Source organism: Vitreoscilla filiformis, from assembly GCF_002222655.1.
Lineage (GTDB): Bacteria > Pseudomonadota > Gammaproteobacteria > Burkholderiales > Burkholderiaceae_C > Ideonella > Ideonella filiformis.
The window spans coordinates 2,483,008-2,499,132 of the sequence record NZ_CP022423.1 but is presented as its reverse complement, the minus strand read 5'-3'; the positions used below and the strand labels follow the sequence as shown (position 1 = coordinate 2,499,132).

The following is a 16,125-nucleotide window of genomic DNA, read 5'->3' as shown; positions in this document are numbered from 1 at the left end:
CGGGTTTCAATCCACACCCGCCATCCCAGCGGGTGAAATCCGATCTTGAGGTGATGCCGTGACAAGTCGGCTGTTTCAATCCACACCCGCCATCCCAGCGGGTGAAATTGGCGGCAGCAAATGCTGGACTGAACATTGTCGGGTTTCAATCCACACCCGCCATCCCAGCGGGTGAAATACCAGTGCGCCGCCGCCGGCGTGCCGTTCCTGTTCGTTTCAATCCACACCCGCCATCCCAGCGGGTGAAATTCAAACTGCGGCGCCTGAGCCGCTGCGCCTCGCGCTCGTTTCAATCCACACCCGCCATCCCAGCGGGTGAAATAGTTCGCTTGTAACTTGGTGTCGGGGCTCGGAAAAATCCGCGTTTTGCGCGGACCTGAACCGCAAGCTGTCTCGTGAACAGCACTTTTACAACAACGCTTCCAAAAAAGCATGACACGACAAGCACTTACGAACAGCGCGAACCTCCTAGGCCACAGGCCAGCACTCAGGGTTCGCGCTTGGGCTCAGAAGACAACACGTCAGAACACCTCTCCAAACCGAATTGCCCACAACAACGACAGCTTAAGTTGTTGATTGTTATAGAGCACAACACCGTTTCAATGGTGTTTGAAGCTTTGAGAAGAATCCTTCGGCATCCACTTCCAAGCCCGGCATGATAGCACTAAATCACCAACGGCCCTTCAAAATCCGTCGCTTTAAACTGCCCATATTCTTTCACCACCATGCCGCGCGTCGCCGGTAAGCGGTATAACCGCAAAACATCCAATTGCAGATCAATCTCATCCAACAATCGCCGTTCCAATTCCTCAAACTCTGCCTGATTCACTTGGCATTCAAACACCGATTTTTGCACCCGCTGCCCCGTGCTTTCACACACCCGCGCCACCCGGCGTAATCGACGCCGGCCTGCCGCAGTTTCCGTATTCACGTCATAACACACCAGCGTCAACATATTCCGCCCCTTACCGGGTGATGAACGGCACATAACCCAGACGCTGCCCGTCCGGCTCGGACTCACCCCGCACCGCCCGCGCCAACAAACGCGCTTGCACCAGCGGCACCAGCCCCAACGCCACCGGTTGCGTCAACAGCGGATGCTGGATTTCCTCCTTTTTCCGCTCCTGAAACGCCACCAACACTGTTTTGCGCGCCTCAGTTGCCAGCAACACGCCACCCCCTTCACGCTCCTGAAAATCTACCGCCCGCAACTGGCCCCGGTTGATGAGCGTGAGCGCCAGCCGATCCGCCTGCGCCCGAAACTCCTCCATCAAATCCAGCGCCAACGCCGCCCGCCCCGGCCGCAAAGCGTGCAAAAACCCCACTTGTGGATCCAGCCCCGTGGCTTCCAACGCGCTGCGGCAGTCGTTCATCCACAAGCTGTACAAAAACGACAGCAGCGCATTCAACCGGTCACGCGGCGGTCGGCGATTGCGCCCGTCCGACATGTTGAAACTGGCCCGCAAATCCGGCTTCACCAGCCGCGAGAGGGCGCCGAAATACTGCCGCGCCGCTTCACCTTCCACGCCGCGCAGCGTGTCCAAATCGGCCACGCCTGGCAGGGCGCGCAAGCTGGCGGCCAGATCGTCCGCCGCCCGCGAGAGTGCCGCCCGATCTTCGTCGCTCTTGGCCTCGCGTGCGCCCCGCATCAACACTTGGCGCGTGTTCTTGATCTTGCCGGCCACACAAGCGCGTGCGGTGTCCAGCGTAAACGCCGCATCCAGCGCCTGCCGGTGCTGGGCCTGGCGCAGCAGCACATTGCCCGACACCGGCCCTTCGAGCCGAGCCATGAAGCGCCCGTGGTCATCCAGCAGCACCAGGGCGATGCCTTCCTGCGCCAGCCGATGCATCAGCGGCACCGACAGCCCAATGCGCCCAAAACACACCACCGTGTTGAGGTGATGCAGGGGCACGCGCAGGCGGGTGTCGTCCTCCAGCATCACGCGCAGGGTGTCGTTGTCCAGGCGCAGATAGCTTTCGGGCGTGGTCACATACAGGGTGTTGAGCAGTTCCATGCGGGGCTTCAGTCCGGCTCGTACAGGTGTTGGCGCAGGGCGCGCAGGGTGCTGTTGCCCAGGGTTTCGGGCTGGCAGCGGTCGTGCAGCGAGCACTGTTTGCAGCGGCGGGCAGCTTGCGGGCCGGTGAGTGGTGGCGGCAACTGGCCGGATGCCAGCATGGCGCGCACCGCTTGGGTGATTTGGCGCACCCGTTCGCGCAAGGCTTCGTCGATGCACACGGGCTGACGCCGGCGTGAACTGGCGTAATAAATCGCCCCTTCGAGCACCGGTCGGCCCGTCATCGCTTCGAGGCACAGCGCCTGGGCGGCCAGTTGCACCTCGTCGCACGCGGCGATGTCGGCGGCTTTGTGACGGCTGCCGTGTTTGTATTCCACTGGGTAGGGCGTGCCGCTGCGGCTGAACTCCACCACATCGGCTTTGCCGTTCAGGCCCAGCGCGTCGTGCCACAGCGGCAGGGCGCGTTCCACCCGCAAACCTTTGGCGGTTTCCACGCCGGGTTGGTCGGTGCGAGCGTGCTCGGCGTTGCCGCGCAGGGTGTGGAGGTTGTCGTCAAACGCCTGTTCCAGGTGAATCAACCCGCACTGGCGCGGGCAGTACGCCCAGTGCTGGAGGGCCGACAAGGCCACGGGTTCGAGGTCTTCAGCCGCCATGTGGGCCTCCTGGGTGTTGTCAGCCGACGCGGCGGATGATTTCAATGGTCTTAAAAGCCATTCAAGCATTCCGGTTGCAAGTCGTTCAGGGATTCCAGCGTATAGCTACCATCTGAATTGACTTTCAGAGAACCATGAACCCGCGCTGAAGAATACTGACCTGACTTACAGTTGTGCTGCCACCAGATCACCGCCAAGACCTGCATGCTGCCAGCAGGGCGCGCGGAAGATTCATCGTTTTCAAACAACCTCGGCAGCACGGCTTTAATGGTGGCTGCGTCTATATCGGAAAAATTGGTTTTCTCAGCCAATTGAGGATTCATACTCCCAAAAAACTTGTAAACACCTCGATCAACTCGGTGTTTCATGCCCATGGTGTCGGAGCCTCGTTTGGTGCCGTCACCTTCGCCACTGACGCTTTTTGTGATTTGCGTGCTGGTGACATCAATAGGCTCGACGCTGAAAGCTGATTGCACGGTAACAGGGCCACGAATACCAATGGAAACGCCTGTATCTCCTTGGGTATCACCATCTTCTTCAGTTTTCTTGCTGTTCTTTTTCGCTGCTGTGGCTTTCAGGGCAAAGAGCTGTCCAAATGCCCGGACGTCTAACCATTTTTGGCAGGCCAGCTCTGCCGTTTTGGGGCCACCAGCATCTTTGCCAAGTTCTTTCTCAAAGCGTTCACGAAGGCTGCGACAATCGTCAGTACGGCGGTCATCAGATTGAACATAAATTTTGTTTCCATCTTCTTGTTTGCCATTCGCTACCCATGCTTCCAGCAGCCGATCCCGTATTTTTCGCTTGATGGCCACATCGGTGACTTCGCCAAAATTGGCATAGTCCGTGCGCGGGCGATTACCATTGAGGGGGTCGCCGTTGGGGTTAGCGTTGGTAACGCGGAAAATGACGGCAAAGTCAATTTTGTTTTGCAAGGTGCTCATGATGTTCCTCTTTGGTTAGTTGGGGCTGATTTCGGTAGCGTCAGAACTAGATTCGATGGTTTTTTGCAGGGGTTTGAACGCTTCGCGCTGGCAGTGATATCCCAAAAGAAACTCACCACTCAAGGGTGAGTCCGCGATGAAATCATTGCCTTGGAATGCACACACGATCTGATCATGAAGTTTTTCCATTTCATGCATAAATCCACCTCGTTTGGCACGAAGGCGTGATTTTGCAGGTACAAGCGCCAGTTCAATGGTTCGCCACGTCGATGCTGGCCGCTGTGCAAATCGTTGCATCAGCTTGGCTGCTGTGGTATCACGAGACTCACCACCCACATGCAATGCCCGCCCTTCAATGTGATCTGCCAAAGCCAGTAATCGACCATATAAATAGTCCCGCGTGGTTCGCTCGGTTTCTAATGTCATGGTGTATTTCTCCTGATGAAACGTGCCGCTGTATAAGGCACATGCGATGCCGAGTGTTTTCTCCCATGCCCAATGCGGCATATTGATTCGTTGACAAGCTCGGCGAACGATGGTTGTCAATAAATCACGAGGGAATGGTTGACCGTCAATGATGCATGGTACCAATCGCTCGATAGTTGATTTTTTGAGTTTTTCATCGATGCGCATACCGAAAGCTGCTTCGGCAATGTCATGCAGAGCAGGTGCCCCATCGAAGTGCCGATCTTTTCCAAAGTTTTGCTTCCAAGAAAATTGGATGTGCCAGTGTTCAATACGTTCCAAAAACTCGGAGCCGGGCAGTTCACGATAATAAGTGATGGCCATACGGCCAGGTGTGGCGGAGTCTAAACCCATGACAACAATATCTGTGTTGTCGCTTAATTGAGCCTTGTAACCCCTAAGTGCTAGCGACAAACGTTGCGCAAACGCCTGCCCAGCGCTGTGATCTAAATGAGTGGGTGCGGTTAAGTCCGTTGCTTCATCGCCAGTCCCCAGATCGAACGAACTGAGAAACGGGTCGGGGATATTTACGCCATTGGTGGCCCAACTGACGATGACCTGATCGCCATTTCTGTAGCTTTGGCGCTTGATGAGCCAGCGCAATGCGCTGTGGGCTTTTTGAGTAGATTCGTAACCAATGCCGCAGGCTTGTGCTCCTGTGTCATCAATAAAGCGACCCCGGAACGTGAATCCAGAGCTATCGTTGGCGCTGATCAATTTGGCGCCGTCTCCTGCATGGCGCAGCCGCTTGGGGTGATTAACAGCCAGATCGGTTGCAGGTTGGCCGGTGACCATGCAAAGCCCCTTGGTTTGCTTGGTGCTAGCGTCATAGCAGGCCCATGCATTTTGCAGAGTGGTGTCTTCCCATACTGCTGAGCAAGGGTTGCTCAAGTCCCTGACGCGCCAGCGGATGAAGGCATCACCTTGATCTCTCTCCCCAGATTTTGCAGTAAGTACTTTTAGTATTTCAGGGGCTTCCCCATTTTCATGCCATTTGGTCAGTAGTTTTCCATCAGTGGCATGTAAGACCTTTTCATGAATCAAATCGGCAATCACGGAGCCAGACCGTACATATGTCAGTATGGCTGCGGCTTTTGGATGTCGGTGTTCAGATGAGCACCATGAGGATAACTGATCTTCATATTCTGCGAAAAATGGCTTCTTATTACCACCCCAGGCTGCGTAGTCTTTCGCACAGTACTGAACCTTGTCGCAAAGTGCATGTGGCGCACAGTTTGTTGTTCTGCCGGCAGAATTTTCTGTTGCGGGAATCGCAGTTTCAATCTTCCCAATCGTGCGAGCGGATTCGAATCTTCCGTCACCTGTCAACGTGATTTCTATATGTGCTTGCTGATAGGTATGGCTGACGGGCAGCAGCCGCTCAGCGCCATCCGGCTCGTGGCCTAGGCAAGCTTCGTAGGTGTCGTAGAGCTTTTGTATCCAACTCATTTCACGCCCCCAAATCTGAAGCTTCCAGATCGACGCTGAGCACACAGGACTGTCCGAACTGCTTGGCTACCATCGGTCGCACCTCTTTGAGGATGTCACACTGCTCTGGACGCGGGAAGTGAATGACCCCGTGTTCCATCACGGGTCGCCAAAACCGCGCACGAAGAATGGCCTCGCCTGTTTCGTCAGGATAGGCAAAGCCATGAAAAGTCAGGCCGTAATCCACCCTTTCGATGGTGTCGTAACTGCCGATTTCTGAACCAAATTCGCACGGCATCACATAACCTTGGCAGTCTCGGGTGCCCAAAAAAATATCCTGCCGCCCCCCTCGCTCAAGCATGCGTTGTGCAACGGAAAAATGCTTGCCTTCATTTCTATCATTGGCCAGATCAGGATGATGTAGATTCCATTCAAAGTGGGCGCGAACTTGGTATTCCACATCAGACAAGAATGTGTAGATAGATAGCGTATTAGCTGGAGTTTCTTTCTTTTTCTCTGGGTTGCGCCTGCTGGGATAAATTCCGTCGTAATTCAGTGGCTTTGTTCCCTTTGTCAGTGTGCGAATTGGCTTTATTATCCGAACCGCATCAATTACCCAAATGAAAGTCGGCTTCCAGTAAATCGATTTGGCGATGCCTTTAAGAGCTTCGTAGGTGGGTAGGTGGTACGAAAATTTTTCCCCACCAATGCGGGTCAACGGGTCGGTGAAAAGGGCATTGCGCCCCCACACTTTGAATTCAATGGTATTTCTGTTACGCATACAGTACCTCTATGTCGCCGTTGGGCTTATCTGATAAACCAAATTCTTCGTGGTAATAGCGAGTGTCCACGAGATGGAAAATTCCGGTGCCGGCACGAATTTCTCGAATTGCTTTTCCTCTTGCCAATTCGTCGAACAGCATGGTGAAAATGTTGACGCTGTACTGCTGTGCTTGACGTAGTAAATCAAACTCTTTTTCTGGTTGATACGCTGCGCACAAGTCATTTACCAGTTCTCGACCCGCGCTGCCGTACGGCACGATAACGCCTTGCGTGGGTGTGTCGATGGCTTTGAAGGCTTTGCCTGCGGTCATAAATGACTGGCGGAGGTGTAGCGGTGGAACTTGCCGGTGAGCCCGCTTGTAGTCCTCTACTGCGAGATTATTGAGCGATAGCAGGTTGAGCAGTGTGTCATCTCTTCCCAAGTCTTGGCGGGAAATAGTGTAACTCATTTCTTTGGTTCGAGCGAAGAAGTACCGCTCGTAATAGAGCTTCATTACTTCTGGGCCTATAGGGTTGTAGTCGAAGTATTCAGGATTGGCTTGGTAATCGTTGAGCACGTCCAACCCAATCTCTCGTCCTTTTTCAATATCGGGAAGACGTGTCAAATTCTCGTCTTCCGGTTGTGGGTTCAGCACATAGACAAAGCCGGTGGCGCGCTTACCGTTTCGGTTGCAGCGCCCTGCGGCTTGGGCGATGGAGTCCAAGCCGGCGGCGTAACGGATGACTGTTCCAAAGTCCACATCCACCCCGGCCTCAATCAATTGCGTGCTGATGCAGAGCGTGGGCCGTGGCGGTTCCGAACTCAATCGCTGAATGACCTCTTTCAGCCTTTCTTTGCGATGAGCGGGGCACATGCTGGTGCTCAAGTGGAAGGCTTGGATGTCCGGGCGTGCCTTACACAACTCATACAAGGCTTGCGCGGCCTTTTTGGTGTTCACGATGACAAGGCAACTGCCTGCTGTATCGACTTGCGCAAAAGCCAGATCGATCACTTCACTCTGACCCCAGCCACCCGGCTTGCGAAGATTGACCACTTCGACACGTTTTAGGCTATCGAACAGTCCACGCACATTGGGCATTAACTCACTATCGGGCTTGAGACGGACGGCACCCTTGTTTAGATCTACTTTATCCAGTAAGGGTTGGGTGGCAGTGCAAAGCACCACAGTCGTCCGACAATGATCGGCCAGAAAATTCATGGCGTTATTGAATAGATGGACGCAGTTGATGGGCAGGGTTTGCACTTCATCAAACACCAGCACGGAACGAGCCAACTGATGCATGCGACGGGCTCCCCGTGTGCCTCCGCTGAACAAAGTTTCCAAAAGTTGCACAGTGGTGGTGTAAACCACAGGCGCATCCCAGCTTTCTGACAGCATCTTGCTACGCCAACTTTGTTGTTCAGGCGTGAGGTTGGAGTGGTGCTCCAACACCACAGACCCTATGGGCTCACCGGTTGGTTCAAGGATGTGCCGAACCACCTGGGCGTTTTGGTCGATGATGGACGTGAAAGGAATTACGTAGATGATGCGATCCAAGTTGTGTTGTCGAGCGTGGTGTAAAGCGAACCGCAAGCTTGCCAAGGTCTTGCCGCCACCTGTGGGCACAGACAAAGTGTAGATGCCCGTGGATCGGGAGGCTGCCTCAAGGCAGTGGGCAGAAATATTCCGCCGAAGCTCGTTGATATCGAGCTTTGATGCATCAACGGGCTTGTCTGATGGCAGAGCAGCAAGGTGTGATTCCAGCCTTTCAATCAGTACATCCCATACTCTGTACTCGCCCTTGGGGCGGGAGATAGCTTGACGAGGATGTTCGAAGTCGGCTGTGTCGATGCGGTCTGCATCAATCAGGCAACTGAACAAAGCGCGTACTAGCAAACCGATTTGCTGATTCAGGGCTGGGCTTAGTATCTTGGACTGGGCATCTTGTCCTGGAGCACTTCTGGCGAGGCGATTCCGCCAACTCCACAGGGCATTGATCAGTTCCGGGTTGTTTAATAGTGCCTGAACTTCTTGCATTAACTCAGGATCCGCATTTCGGCAAACTTCTGTCAAGTGAGTGGCTTGGTCGGTTTTGCTCATCCGCCTCGAAAAGTTATCGAAGACCGGGAATTTTTCAGAAAACGAGAGGCAATCGACCAACCCTGAATGATGTGATGCCATGCACAGCGCTAGCACTTGACCTGCGAACTGCCCTTGGTTACTCTGTGATGACAAAGCCTTCCACACGAATTGAGCGCCACTGCTGGAATGGTCAATTTTGCCTTTGAGTCCTTTGGCATCGACGTATTCATCGTCTTCATCCTGATTTAGCAAACCTGTGGCCGATAGAATGTATCGCTGAAATTCGGTGCTGTACTTGCCGAGATCGTGCAACATGCCGATCAAAAGACCATGCATGGACAAGCCGAACTTGTCTGCAAAATCGCTCGATAAGCGTCCGACCCCATGCAGATGGCTTTCCAGGCTTTGACGTGCTTGGCAGTCTGTCTCGCGAACGTGAGCAATGAACTGAGATCGGGGGGAGTCAGTCGTCATGATGATGCAGCAGGATGAGTGTCAACGAGCGTGCTTCACAGCGTTGTCAGTGGCGCACACCACATCGCTAGCTTACGCTGCAAACGACTCGGTAGCGTCATGACTCACGGCTCGCGGCACAATTCCCGCCCGATGAAGCGCCAACCCGAAGATTTTCTCGACCCCGATCCAGCGGTCGATGCCCGTGCCGTTGAGGCCGCCGAAGCGCGGCGCGAGCGCCTGCTATCCGAAGTCGCGGCGCTGCCGCATTTACCGGGTGTCTACCGTTATTTCGACGTTCACGACCAAGTGCTGTACGTCGGCAAAGCCAAGGATTTGCGGAAGCGCGTTTCCAGCTACTTCCAGAAAAACCACGGCGGCACCCGCATCGGTTTGATGGTGGCGCGCATCCATCGCCTCGAAACCACCGTGGTGCGCACCGAGGACGAAGCGCTGCTGCTCGAAAACAACCTCATCAAGGCACTCAATCCCCGTTTCAACATCCTGTTTCGGGACGATAAAAGTTACCCGTATCTCAAACTGGAGATGCACGCCTTCCCGCGCATCGTCTACCACCGGGGCGCGGTAGAAAAGAAACACCGTTACTTCGGCCCTTACCCGGGCGCCACAGCGGTGCGCGAAACCATCGAGCTGATTCAGCGTGTTTTCAAGCTGCGGACCTGCGACGAAGCGGTGTTCCGCAACCGCTCGCGGCCCTGTTTGCTGTTCCAAATCCGGCGCTGCACCGGCCCGTGCGTCGGCCAAATTTCCGCCGAAGACTACGCCCGCGATGTGCGCGACACCAAGCGTTTCCTGCGCGGCGAGCAACAACAAGTCGTCGAAGAACTGCAAGCGCAGATGCTGGCCCACGCCGAAGCGCTGGCGTTCGAAAAAGCCGCCGAGCTGCGCAACCGCATCGCGGCGCTGTCGCGCATGTTTCAGCACCAGGCGGTGGATCTGGCCGGTGGCCCGCTGGCCGAACGCGACGCGGACATCCTTGCCGTCAAAGTGGCCGGTGGGCGGGCGTGCGTCAACCTGGCGATGGTGCGCGGTGGCCGGCATTTGGGCGACCGCGCTTTCTTTCCTACGCAGGTGGACGAGGCCACGCGCCTGGCCGCCGAAGTCGAAACCGACGCCGCGCCGCTGGAGGCCGACGCCTATTTCGCCGAAGCCGAGCGCCGCGTGCTCGAAGCCTTCATCGGCCAGCACTATTTGGAAGGTTTCATCCCGCCGCTGCTGCTCACCAGCCATGCGGTGGACAAGGCCCTCATCCAGTCGCTGGCCACCCGCAGCGGCGCCAAGGTGGTGGCGCAGCATCAGCCGCGTGAACAGCGCCGCGTGTGGCTGAACATGGCGATCCAAGGCTGTGAGCTGGCGCTGGCGCGGTTGCTGTCCGAAGAAGGGTCGCAGCGCGAGCGCACCCGGGCGCTGGTGGATGTGCTGGACTTGCCCATCACCGAGCTGGAACACTTGCGCATCGAGTGTTTCGACATCAGCCACACCGCGGGTGAGGCGACGCAGGCCTCATGCGTTGTGTTTCACACCCACAAAATGCAAAGCGCGGAATACCGGCGCTACAACATCGAAGGCATCACCGGCGGGGATGATTTTGCGGCGATGCGCCAAGTGCTCACCCGGCGTTACAGCAAGTTGGCCGAACAACGGGCGCAAGATGGGCCCGACACCGGCGTCCCCAGCAGCACCCGCCAAGCTCGCTTGCCCGACGTGGTTTTGATCGACGGCGGCCAAGGCCAGATCGCCGTGGCACGCGAAGTGTTCGAAACGCTGGGTTTACCGGTGAGCGTGTTGGTGGGGGTGGAGAAGGGCGAGGGGCGCAAAGTCGGCCTGGAAGAACTGGTGTTCGCCGATGGCCGCGACAAACTCACCCTGCCACCCGATGCCGCCGCGCTGATGCTTGTCGCCCAAATCCGTGACGAGGCGCACCGTTTTGCCATCACCGGCATGCGTGCCAAGCGCGCCAGCGTGCGCACCGGTGGCAGTCGTTTGGAGGACATTCCCGGCATCGGCCCCAAGAAACGCGCGCGTCTGTTGCAGCGTTTTGGCGGCGTGCGCGGTGTCGCAGCGGCGAGTGTGGCCGAGCTGGCCAGCGTGGAAGGCATCTCCCCCGAGCTGGCTGAAACCCTCTACCGCGCCCTGCGGTGAGGCAGATGTCACAGGATGGTGCGTAATCGCGGGCAAAATCGCCCCCCATGTTTCTGACCGTTCCCACGCTGCTCACCTGGGCCCGCATCGTGGCCATCCCGCTCATCGCGGGCGTGTTCTACCTGCCGTGGGACATGCCCAGCCGTAACTTGGTCGCCACGGTCATGTTCGCGGCCTGCGGCGTGACCGATTGGCTGGATGGCTACCTGGCGCGCAAACTCAACCAAACCTCGGCCTTCGGTGCCTTCCTCGACCCGGTGGCAGACAAATTTTTGGTCTGCGCCTCCCTGCTCATCTTGGTGCAACTCAATCGGGTGAACGCCCTCATCGCCCTGGTGATCATTGGCCGGGAGATCGCCATTTCTGCCCTGCGCGAGTGGATGGCACAAATCGGCGCCTCGCGCAGCGTGGCCGTTCACATGCTGGGCAAGCTCAAAACCACGGTGCAGATGGTGGCCATTCCCTTTTTGCTGTTCGACGGCGTGGTGTTCGGTTTGATCGACACCCGGCTGTGGGGCACGGTGCTCATCGGGGTCGCGACGGTGCTCACCATTTGGTCGATGGTCTATTACTTGCAAAAAGCCGTGCCCGAGATCCGAGCCAAAGCGCGCTGATCCTTCTCTTTCCTCCACGAGACTTCCTTGACCGACGCTTTCGACCAGCGCTTGGCGCGTCTGGCGCCCGTGGCTTTTGTGCTCATCTGGAGCACGGGCTTCATCGTGGCGCGTTACGGCATGCCGCATGCGCCGCCCTTGACCTTTTTGAGCTTGCGTTACGTGTGCTCGCTGCTGGCGTTTGGTGCGTGGATCGCCTGGGCCCGCCCCGCCTGGCCCCCGACGCGACGCCACACCCTGCACCTCATGGTGACCGGCGTGCTGATGCACGCGGGTTACCTGGGCGGCGTATGGGCGGCGGTCAAACTCGGCATGGGAGCGGGCACGGTGGCCATCATCGTCGGCTTGCAGCCCTTGCTCACGGGGATGTGGGTGGCGTGGTCGGGCAGTCACCATGTCAGCGGTCGGCAGTGGCTGGGGCTGGTGTTGGGGTTCGGTGGGTTGACGCTGGTCGTGGCGCACAAACTTGGCGGCGGGGAAGTTCACGCCACCAACCTGGCCCTGGCGATCTTGGCGCTGCTGTGCATCACCGGCGGCACGCTGTACCAGAAACATTTTGTGCCCCCGGGGGGAGACGTGCGCACCGCCAGCTTTGTGCAATTGAGCGCGGCGCTGTTGGTGTCGGCCCCGCTGGCGCTGCTGGAGCCCGAACCCGTGCAATGGGTGCCGGAGATGATCGGCGCCTTGGCGTGGTCGGCGGGAGCTCTGACGCTGGGGGCCAGCTCGCTGCTGTTTTTGTTGATCCAGCGCGGCGCGGCCACGCAGGTGGCCAGTCTGATGTACTTGGTGCCACCTTGCACCGTGTTGTTGGCGTGGCTGCTGTTTGGTGAAACCCCAGGCGGCTGGGCGTTGCCGGGCATCGTGCTGGTGGCTTCTGGTGTAGCGCTGGTGGCGCGGAGTCGCTGATCTCGTATATAATCTCGGGCTCTGCTGTTGAGAGCAGGTTGTGCAGCGGGTGCTTAGCTCAGTTGGTAGAGCGGCGCCCTTACAAGGCGTAGGTCGGGGGTTCGAGCCCCTCAGCACCCACCACCGCTGCCCCTCCAGTGGCACCGATAGAATCCCCAGCGGCGTGAGGCTGCTTCCGAAAGCAAGGCGAACCCCGGTTCGCCTTTGTCGTTTCTGGCGCCCGTTTTTCTTTCTCCTGGCTGAGATCCTCCATGTTTGATTTCGTCCGCGCCCATACCCGCCTGTTCCAAGGCCTGTTGGTGCTGCTGATCTTCCCGTCGTTCGTGTTCTTCGGCGTGCAGGGTTACACCAGCATGCGTGACAACGAGGCGAAAACCGTCGCTGACGTTGATGGCCAGCCGATCAAGCTGGCGGAGTTGGAGACGGCGCACCGCCAGCAAATCGAGATGGCGCGGCGCCAAATGCCCAACCTCGACCTGAAACTCGCCGATTCGCCCGAGCTGCGCCATGACACCCTGGAAGGCTTGGTGCGCGAGCGCGTGCTGGCGGCCACGGCGTTCCGCGATCACTTGGGCGTGAGTGACGATCGGTTGGCCCGGCTGTTCCGTGCCGATCCGCAGTTTGCGGCGTTGCGCAACCCGGATGGCTCGGTCAACAAGGAAATTTTGGCGGCACGCGGCATGACCTCCGAAGGTTTCGCGCAAGAGCTGCGGCAGGAATTCACCCTGCGCCAAGTGCTGATGGCCGTGGGCACGACGACGGTGCTGGGTCAGCGCATCCAACAGCAAGCCCTGGACGCTTTGCTGGAGCAGCGCGACGCCCAATGGCAACTGTTCTTGGCCGAAGACTACCTGGACAAGGTATCGCCCACAGAAGCCGATCTCGCGGCCTACCACCAGAAACACGCTGAGCGTTTCCGCAGCACCGAGGAGGCGGACATCGAATGGGTGCAGCTTGACCTGGACGCTCTGGCCCGCCAAAACCCGGTGAGCGAGGACGAGCTGCGCAAGTATTACGAGCAAAACCTCAGCCGCTACACCGTGGCCGAGGAGCGTCGCGCCAACCACATCCTCATCAGCGTGCCCAAGGACGCGCCCGCTGCCGACCGTGACAAAGCCAAGGCCCAAGCCGAAGCCTTGCTGGCCGAGGTGCGCAAAAACCCGGCGTCGTTTGGCGATGTGGCACGCAAGCACTCGCAGGATCCGGGCTCCGCGAGCCGGGGCGGCGATCTGGACTTTTTTGGTCGGGGCGCGATGACCAAGCCATTCGACGAGGCTGTGTTTGCCATGAAGCCGGGCGAAATCAGCAACCTCGTGAGCACCGAGTTCGGCTACCACATCATCCAATTGGTGGCGGCACGCGGGGGCGAGCGCAAGTCGTTCGACGCTGTGAAGGAAGAATTGGCCAAAGAAGTGGGCCGCCAAGTGGCGCAGCGCCGTTACGCTGAGGCGGCCGAGCAGTTCAGCAACATGGTTTACGAGCAGTCGGACAGCCTGCAACCCGTGGTGGACAAGCTGAAGCTGGAGCGTCGCACCGCCACCGTGCATCGCACCCCAGCGGCGGATACCAAGGGCGCATTGGCTTCTGCCAAACTGCTGGAAGCCGTGTTCGCTGCGGACACCGTGCGCAACAAGCGCAACACCGAGGCCGTGGAAGTGGGGCCGAATCAGATGGTGGCTGCCCGGGTGGTGGCGCACCGTCCGGAGCGTGTGCGGGCGCTGGCCGAGGTTAAAGCGCAGGTGATGGAGCTGGTGCGGGCTGAACAAGCCGCAGCGTTGGCGGCCAAAGAGGGCCAGCAGCGTTTGGCCAGCCTGAAGGCGAATGTGGCGGAGAACCTGCCCCAATCGGGGATGGTGACGCGTGTGCAAGCCGACCCAGCCTTGCCGCCCACGGTGACGGATGCGGTGCTGCGTGCCGATCTGTCCAAGGGCGCCGTGGCTGTGGGTGCGGACATGGGGGCCAACCAAGGTTATGCCGTGCTCAAGGTGATTCAGCGCGTGCCGCGCCAAGCGGGCGATGCGGACATGGCGCGTGCCCGTCCCATCGTCAGCCGCGCTTGGGCCGAGGCCGAAACCGAGGCTTACTACGCCAGCCTGAAGCGCCGCTTCAAGGTGACGCAGCACAGCACTGCCGACCTGGCGAAGCTGGCAGGCCAAAAAGAAGAAAAGAACAACTAAAAACACTAGACAGGCTGAAAAAGTTCAGCCTATAATGCACTTCTGCTTCGGCGGTGGCTGTAGCTCAGTTGGTAGAGTCCCAGATTGTGATTCTGGTTGTCGTGGGTTCGAGTCCCATCAGCCACCCCACCGCAAGTTCTTGATCTAACGGCCCTTCACGGGCCGTTGGCGTTTCTGGCAATTACATCGCCTTTGGAGGCTGCGCGCCGATTCTTGGCGCGTTTGTGGCTCAGAGCTTATTCAGGCTCGCCATGTCAGGTGCTGCTTGTGTCAGGGCTTGAGCGGCTCGGGTCTGCCAACCTTTTCCACTGGCGCGCCAGCGAGCCAACACGTCTGCGTCAAGTCGCAGAGTCATCCGCTCTTTGGGTGAGGTGGTTTTAGGGCGTCCACGCGGTTTGAGCATGGCTTGTGCGACCTCAGGGCCGAACAAGCCCGGTAGTACTTCATGGGCCGGGCGAGCGCGGGCGACGTCTTGGGCGATCCATTCCGGGTTTTCGTCGTCGAGCATTTCAGGGTTGGTGCGCTTGTTCATAGTGCTTGACCTCTCTGGAGTTAGCCTTGCGCAGGCTGATGACATGCACCTTGCCCGCTCTTGGCGTGAACACAACAGCATGCAGCCTTGAGCCAATGAAGCCCAACACCCGGAAGCGGCGCTCCCCATAGTCTTTGCGGAGATCCTCTTCGAGGATGGCGCTCTGCCAGTCAAGCTGCTCAACCAGGTTGAAAGGGAGTCTACGCTCTGCCACGTTGCGGTCGCTTTTAGCCGAATCAAACGAGACTTGCATTCGATTTATTGTCAGCACAAAAAATCACCAAGTCAACGTTAGTTTGATTCTGCATGTTTCCGTTCTGTTGGCACAAAAAAACCGCGCAATGCGCGGTTTCGTTCAAGCCCAAAAGCGCCGAACCCTCACTTCACGACCAGCACCGGGGTGTTGCAGTGCGTCAGCACCTTCTGGGTTTCGCTGCCCAACAACAGGGCGCTCACGCCACGACGGCCATGCGACGCCATGACGATCAGGTCGCAGCCTTGCTCTTTGGCGGTATCGGTGATGGCTTCCCAAGGATGGGCCGCTTCGACCGTCAGCGGCAAGCATTCGACGCCAGCGGCCACCGCCGCTTCGGAAGCCACTTGAACCCGTGCCGTTGCGAGACGCTCTTGAGCATCAAAAAACTCTTGCGGCGGCACCGGCTGCATTTCCGAAATGGCACTGTAGGGGAAAGGCTCCTTGACGCTGATCACCGTCAGCTTGGCGCCCACGACCTTGGCCAGGTTGATGGCCGTGTCGATGGCGTGGCGGGTGATGTCCGAGCCGTCGGTGGGGACGAGGATGTTGCGATACATGTTCACTCCAGTCTGAGGGGCTGTGATCCAACAGCCCAACGGTCACAGTGTCGATCCGGGCCGGGGCTGACAGCCTTGATGATCATCAAGGGAGGTGGCGGGATGTCAAGAAGCCGTCA

The 16,125-nt window shown here is 58.1% G+C and carries 14 protein-coding genes, 2 tRNA genes and 1 CRISPR repeat array (1 of these 17 only partly in view); of the genes, 6 read left to right on the top strand and 10 right to left on the bottom strand.

From position 1 onward, the window contains the following. A CRISPR array of direct repeats spans nucleotides 1-322; the repeat unit is 36 nt; unit sequence GTTTCAATCCACACCCGCCATCCCAGCGGGTGAAAT (it extends 3,463 nt beyond the left edge of the window). A gap of 342 nt (nucleotides 323-664) precedes the next feature. The 7 genes from cas2 to VITFI_RS11765 are packed head-to-tail and all read right to left on the bottom strand — an operon-like array spanning nucleotide 665 to nucleotide 8,822. Then, nucleotides 665-955: a CRISPR-associated endonuclease Cas2 gene (gene cas2, locus VITFI_RS11795; protein WP_089417126.1), complete on the bottom strand. Its 291-nt coding sequence runs from the start codon at nucleotides 953-955 to the stop codon at nucleotides 665-667. 10 nt (nucleotides 956-965) lie between these two features. Next, on the bottom strand, nucleotides 966-2,015 hold the full coding sequence (gene cas1c, locus VITFI_RS11790; protein WP_089417125.1) for a type I-C CRISPR-associated endonuclease Cas1c: 1,050 nt from the start codon (nucleotides 2,013-2,015) through the stop codon (nucleotides 966-968). A gap of 8 nt (nucleotides 2,016-2,023) precedes the next feature. Next, nucleotides 2,024-2,668 (bottom strand): CRISPR-associated protein Cas4, encoded by a 645-nt coding sequence (gene cas4, locus VITFI_RS11785; RefSeq protein WP_089418127.1) that lies wholly within the window; start codon nucleotides 2,666-2,668, stop codon nucleotides 2,024-2,026. Nucleotides 2,669-2,718: 50 nt separating this feature from the next. Next, on the bottom strand, nucleotides 2,719-3,609 hold the full coding sequence (gene cas7c / locus VITFI_RS11780; protein WP_089417124.1) for a type I-C CRISPR-associated protein Cas7/Csd2: 891 nt from the start codon (nucleotides 3,607-3,609) through the stop codon (nucleotides 2,719-2,721). A 15-nt stretch (nucleotides 3,610-3,624) separates the two neighbouring features. Next, a complete protein-coding gene (gene cas8c, locus VITFI_RS11775; protein WP_089417123.1) occupies nucleotides 3,625-5,523 on the bottom strand; it encodes a type I-C CRISPR-associated protein Cas8c/Csd1 in 1,899 nt (632 codons plus the stop codon). A gap of 1 nt (nucleotide 5,524) precedes the next feature. Further along, nucleotides 5,525-6,283: a type I-C CRISPR-associated protein Cas5c gene (cas5c, locus tag VITFI_RS11770; protein ID WP_089417122.1), complete on the bottom strand. Its 759-nt coding sequence runs from the start codon at nucleotides 6,281-6,283 to the stop codon at nucleotides 5,525-5,527. After that, nucleotides 6,276-8,822 (bottom strand): CRISPR-associated helicase/endonuclease Cas3, encoded by a 2,547-nt coding sequence (locus VITFI_RS11765; protein ID WP_089417121.1) that lies wholly within the window; start codon nucleotides 8,820-8,822, stop codon nucleotides 6,276-6,278. Before VITFI_RS11765 ends, cas5c begins: the two co-directional genes overlap by 8 nt. A gap of 132 nt (nucleotides 8,823-8,954) precedes the next feature. Between VITFI_RS11765 and uvrC the strand changes: the two genes are divergently transcribed. The 6 genes from uvrC to VITFI_RS11735 all read left to right on the top strand — a co-directional run bounded on the left by uvrC (nucleotide 8,955) and on the right by VITFI_RS11735 (nucleotide 14,790). Then, nucleotides 8,955-10,964, top strand: a complete 2,010-nt coding sequence (uvrC, locus tag VITFI_RS11760; protein WP_089417120.1) for an excinuclease ABC subunit UvrC — start codon at nucleotides 8,955-8,957, stop codon at nucleotides 10,962-10,964. A 47-nt stretch (nucleotides 10,965-11,011) separates the two neighbouring features. After that, a complete protein-coding gene (gene pgsA / locus VITFI_RS11755; RefSeq protein WP_089417119.1) occupies nucleotides 11,012-11,578 on the top strand; it encodes a CDP-diacylglycerol--glycerol-3-phosphate 3-phosphatidyltransferase in 567 nt (188 codons plus the stop codon). 27 nt (nucleotides 11,579-11,605) lie between these two features. Continuing rightward, a complete protein-coding gene (locus VITFI_RS11750) occupies nucleotides 11,606-12,484 on the top strand; it encodes a DMT family transporter (protein WP_198301448.1) in 879 nt (292 codons plus the stop codon). Nucleotides 12,485-12,531: 47 nt separating this feature from the next. Then, a tRNA-Val gene (locus VITFI_RS11745) sits at nucleotides 12,532-12,607 on the top strand. Between the two features lie 128 nt (nucleotides 12,608-12,735). Then, entirely contained in the window at nucleotides 12,736-14,661 is a 1,926-nt protein-coding gene (locus tag VITFI_RS11740; RefSeq protein WP_089417118.1) for a SurA N-terminal domain-containing protein, read from the top strand. Nucleotides 14,662-14,714: 53 nt separating this feature from the next. Continuing rightward, nucleotides 14,715-14,790 (top strand) — tRNA-His (locus VITFI_RS11735). Between the two features lie 100 nt (nucleotides 14,791-14,890). On the opposite strand, the gene VITFI_RS11730 is transcribed toward VITFI_RS11735, so the two are convergent. From VITFI_RS11730 to VITFI_RS11720, 3 genes are all read right to left on the bottom strand, one after another. After that, the gene (locus VITFI_RS11730) at nucleotides 14,891-15,193 is read right to left on the bottom strand and encodes a BrnA antitoxin family protein (RefSeq protein ID WP_089417117.1); all 303 of its coding nucleotides are present in this window, start codon (nucleotides 15,191-15,193) and stop codon (nucleotides 14,891-14,893) included. Further along, nucleotides 15,171-15,446 carry a BrnT family toxin gene (locus VITFI_RS11725; protein WP_089417116.1) on the bottom strand — a complete coding sequence of 92 codons (276 nt, stop codon included), beginning with the start codon at nucleotides 15,444-15,446 and terminating at the stop codon, nucleotides 15,171-15,173. Before VITFI_RS11725 ends, VITFI_RS11730 begins: the two co-directional genes overlap by 23 nt. 125 nt (nucleotides 15,447-15,571) lie before the next feature. Continuing rightward, nucleotides 15,572-16,006, bottom strand: a complete 435-nt coding sequence (locus VITFI_RS11720) for a universal stress protein (protein ID WP_089417115.1) — start codon at nucleotides 16,004-16,006, stop codon at nucleotides 15,572-15,574. Between the last annotated feature and the right edge of the window lie 119 nt (nucleotides 16,007-16,125).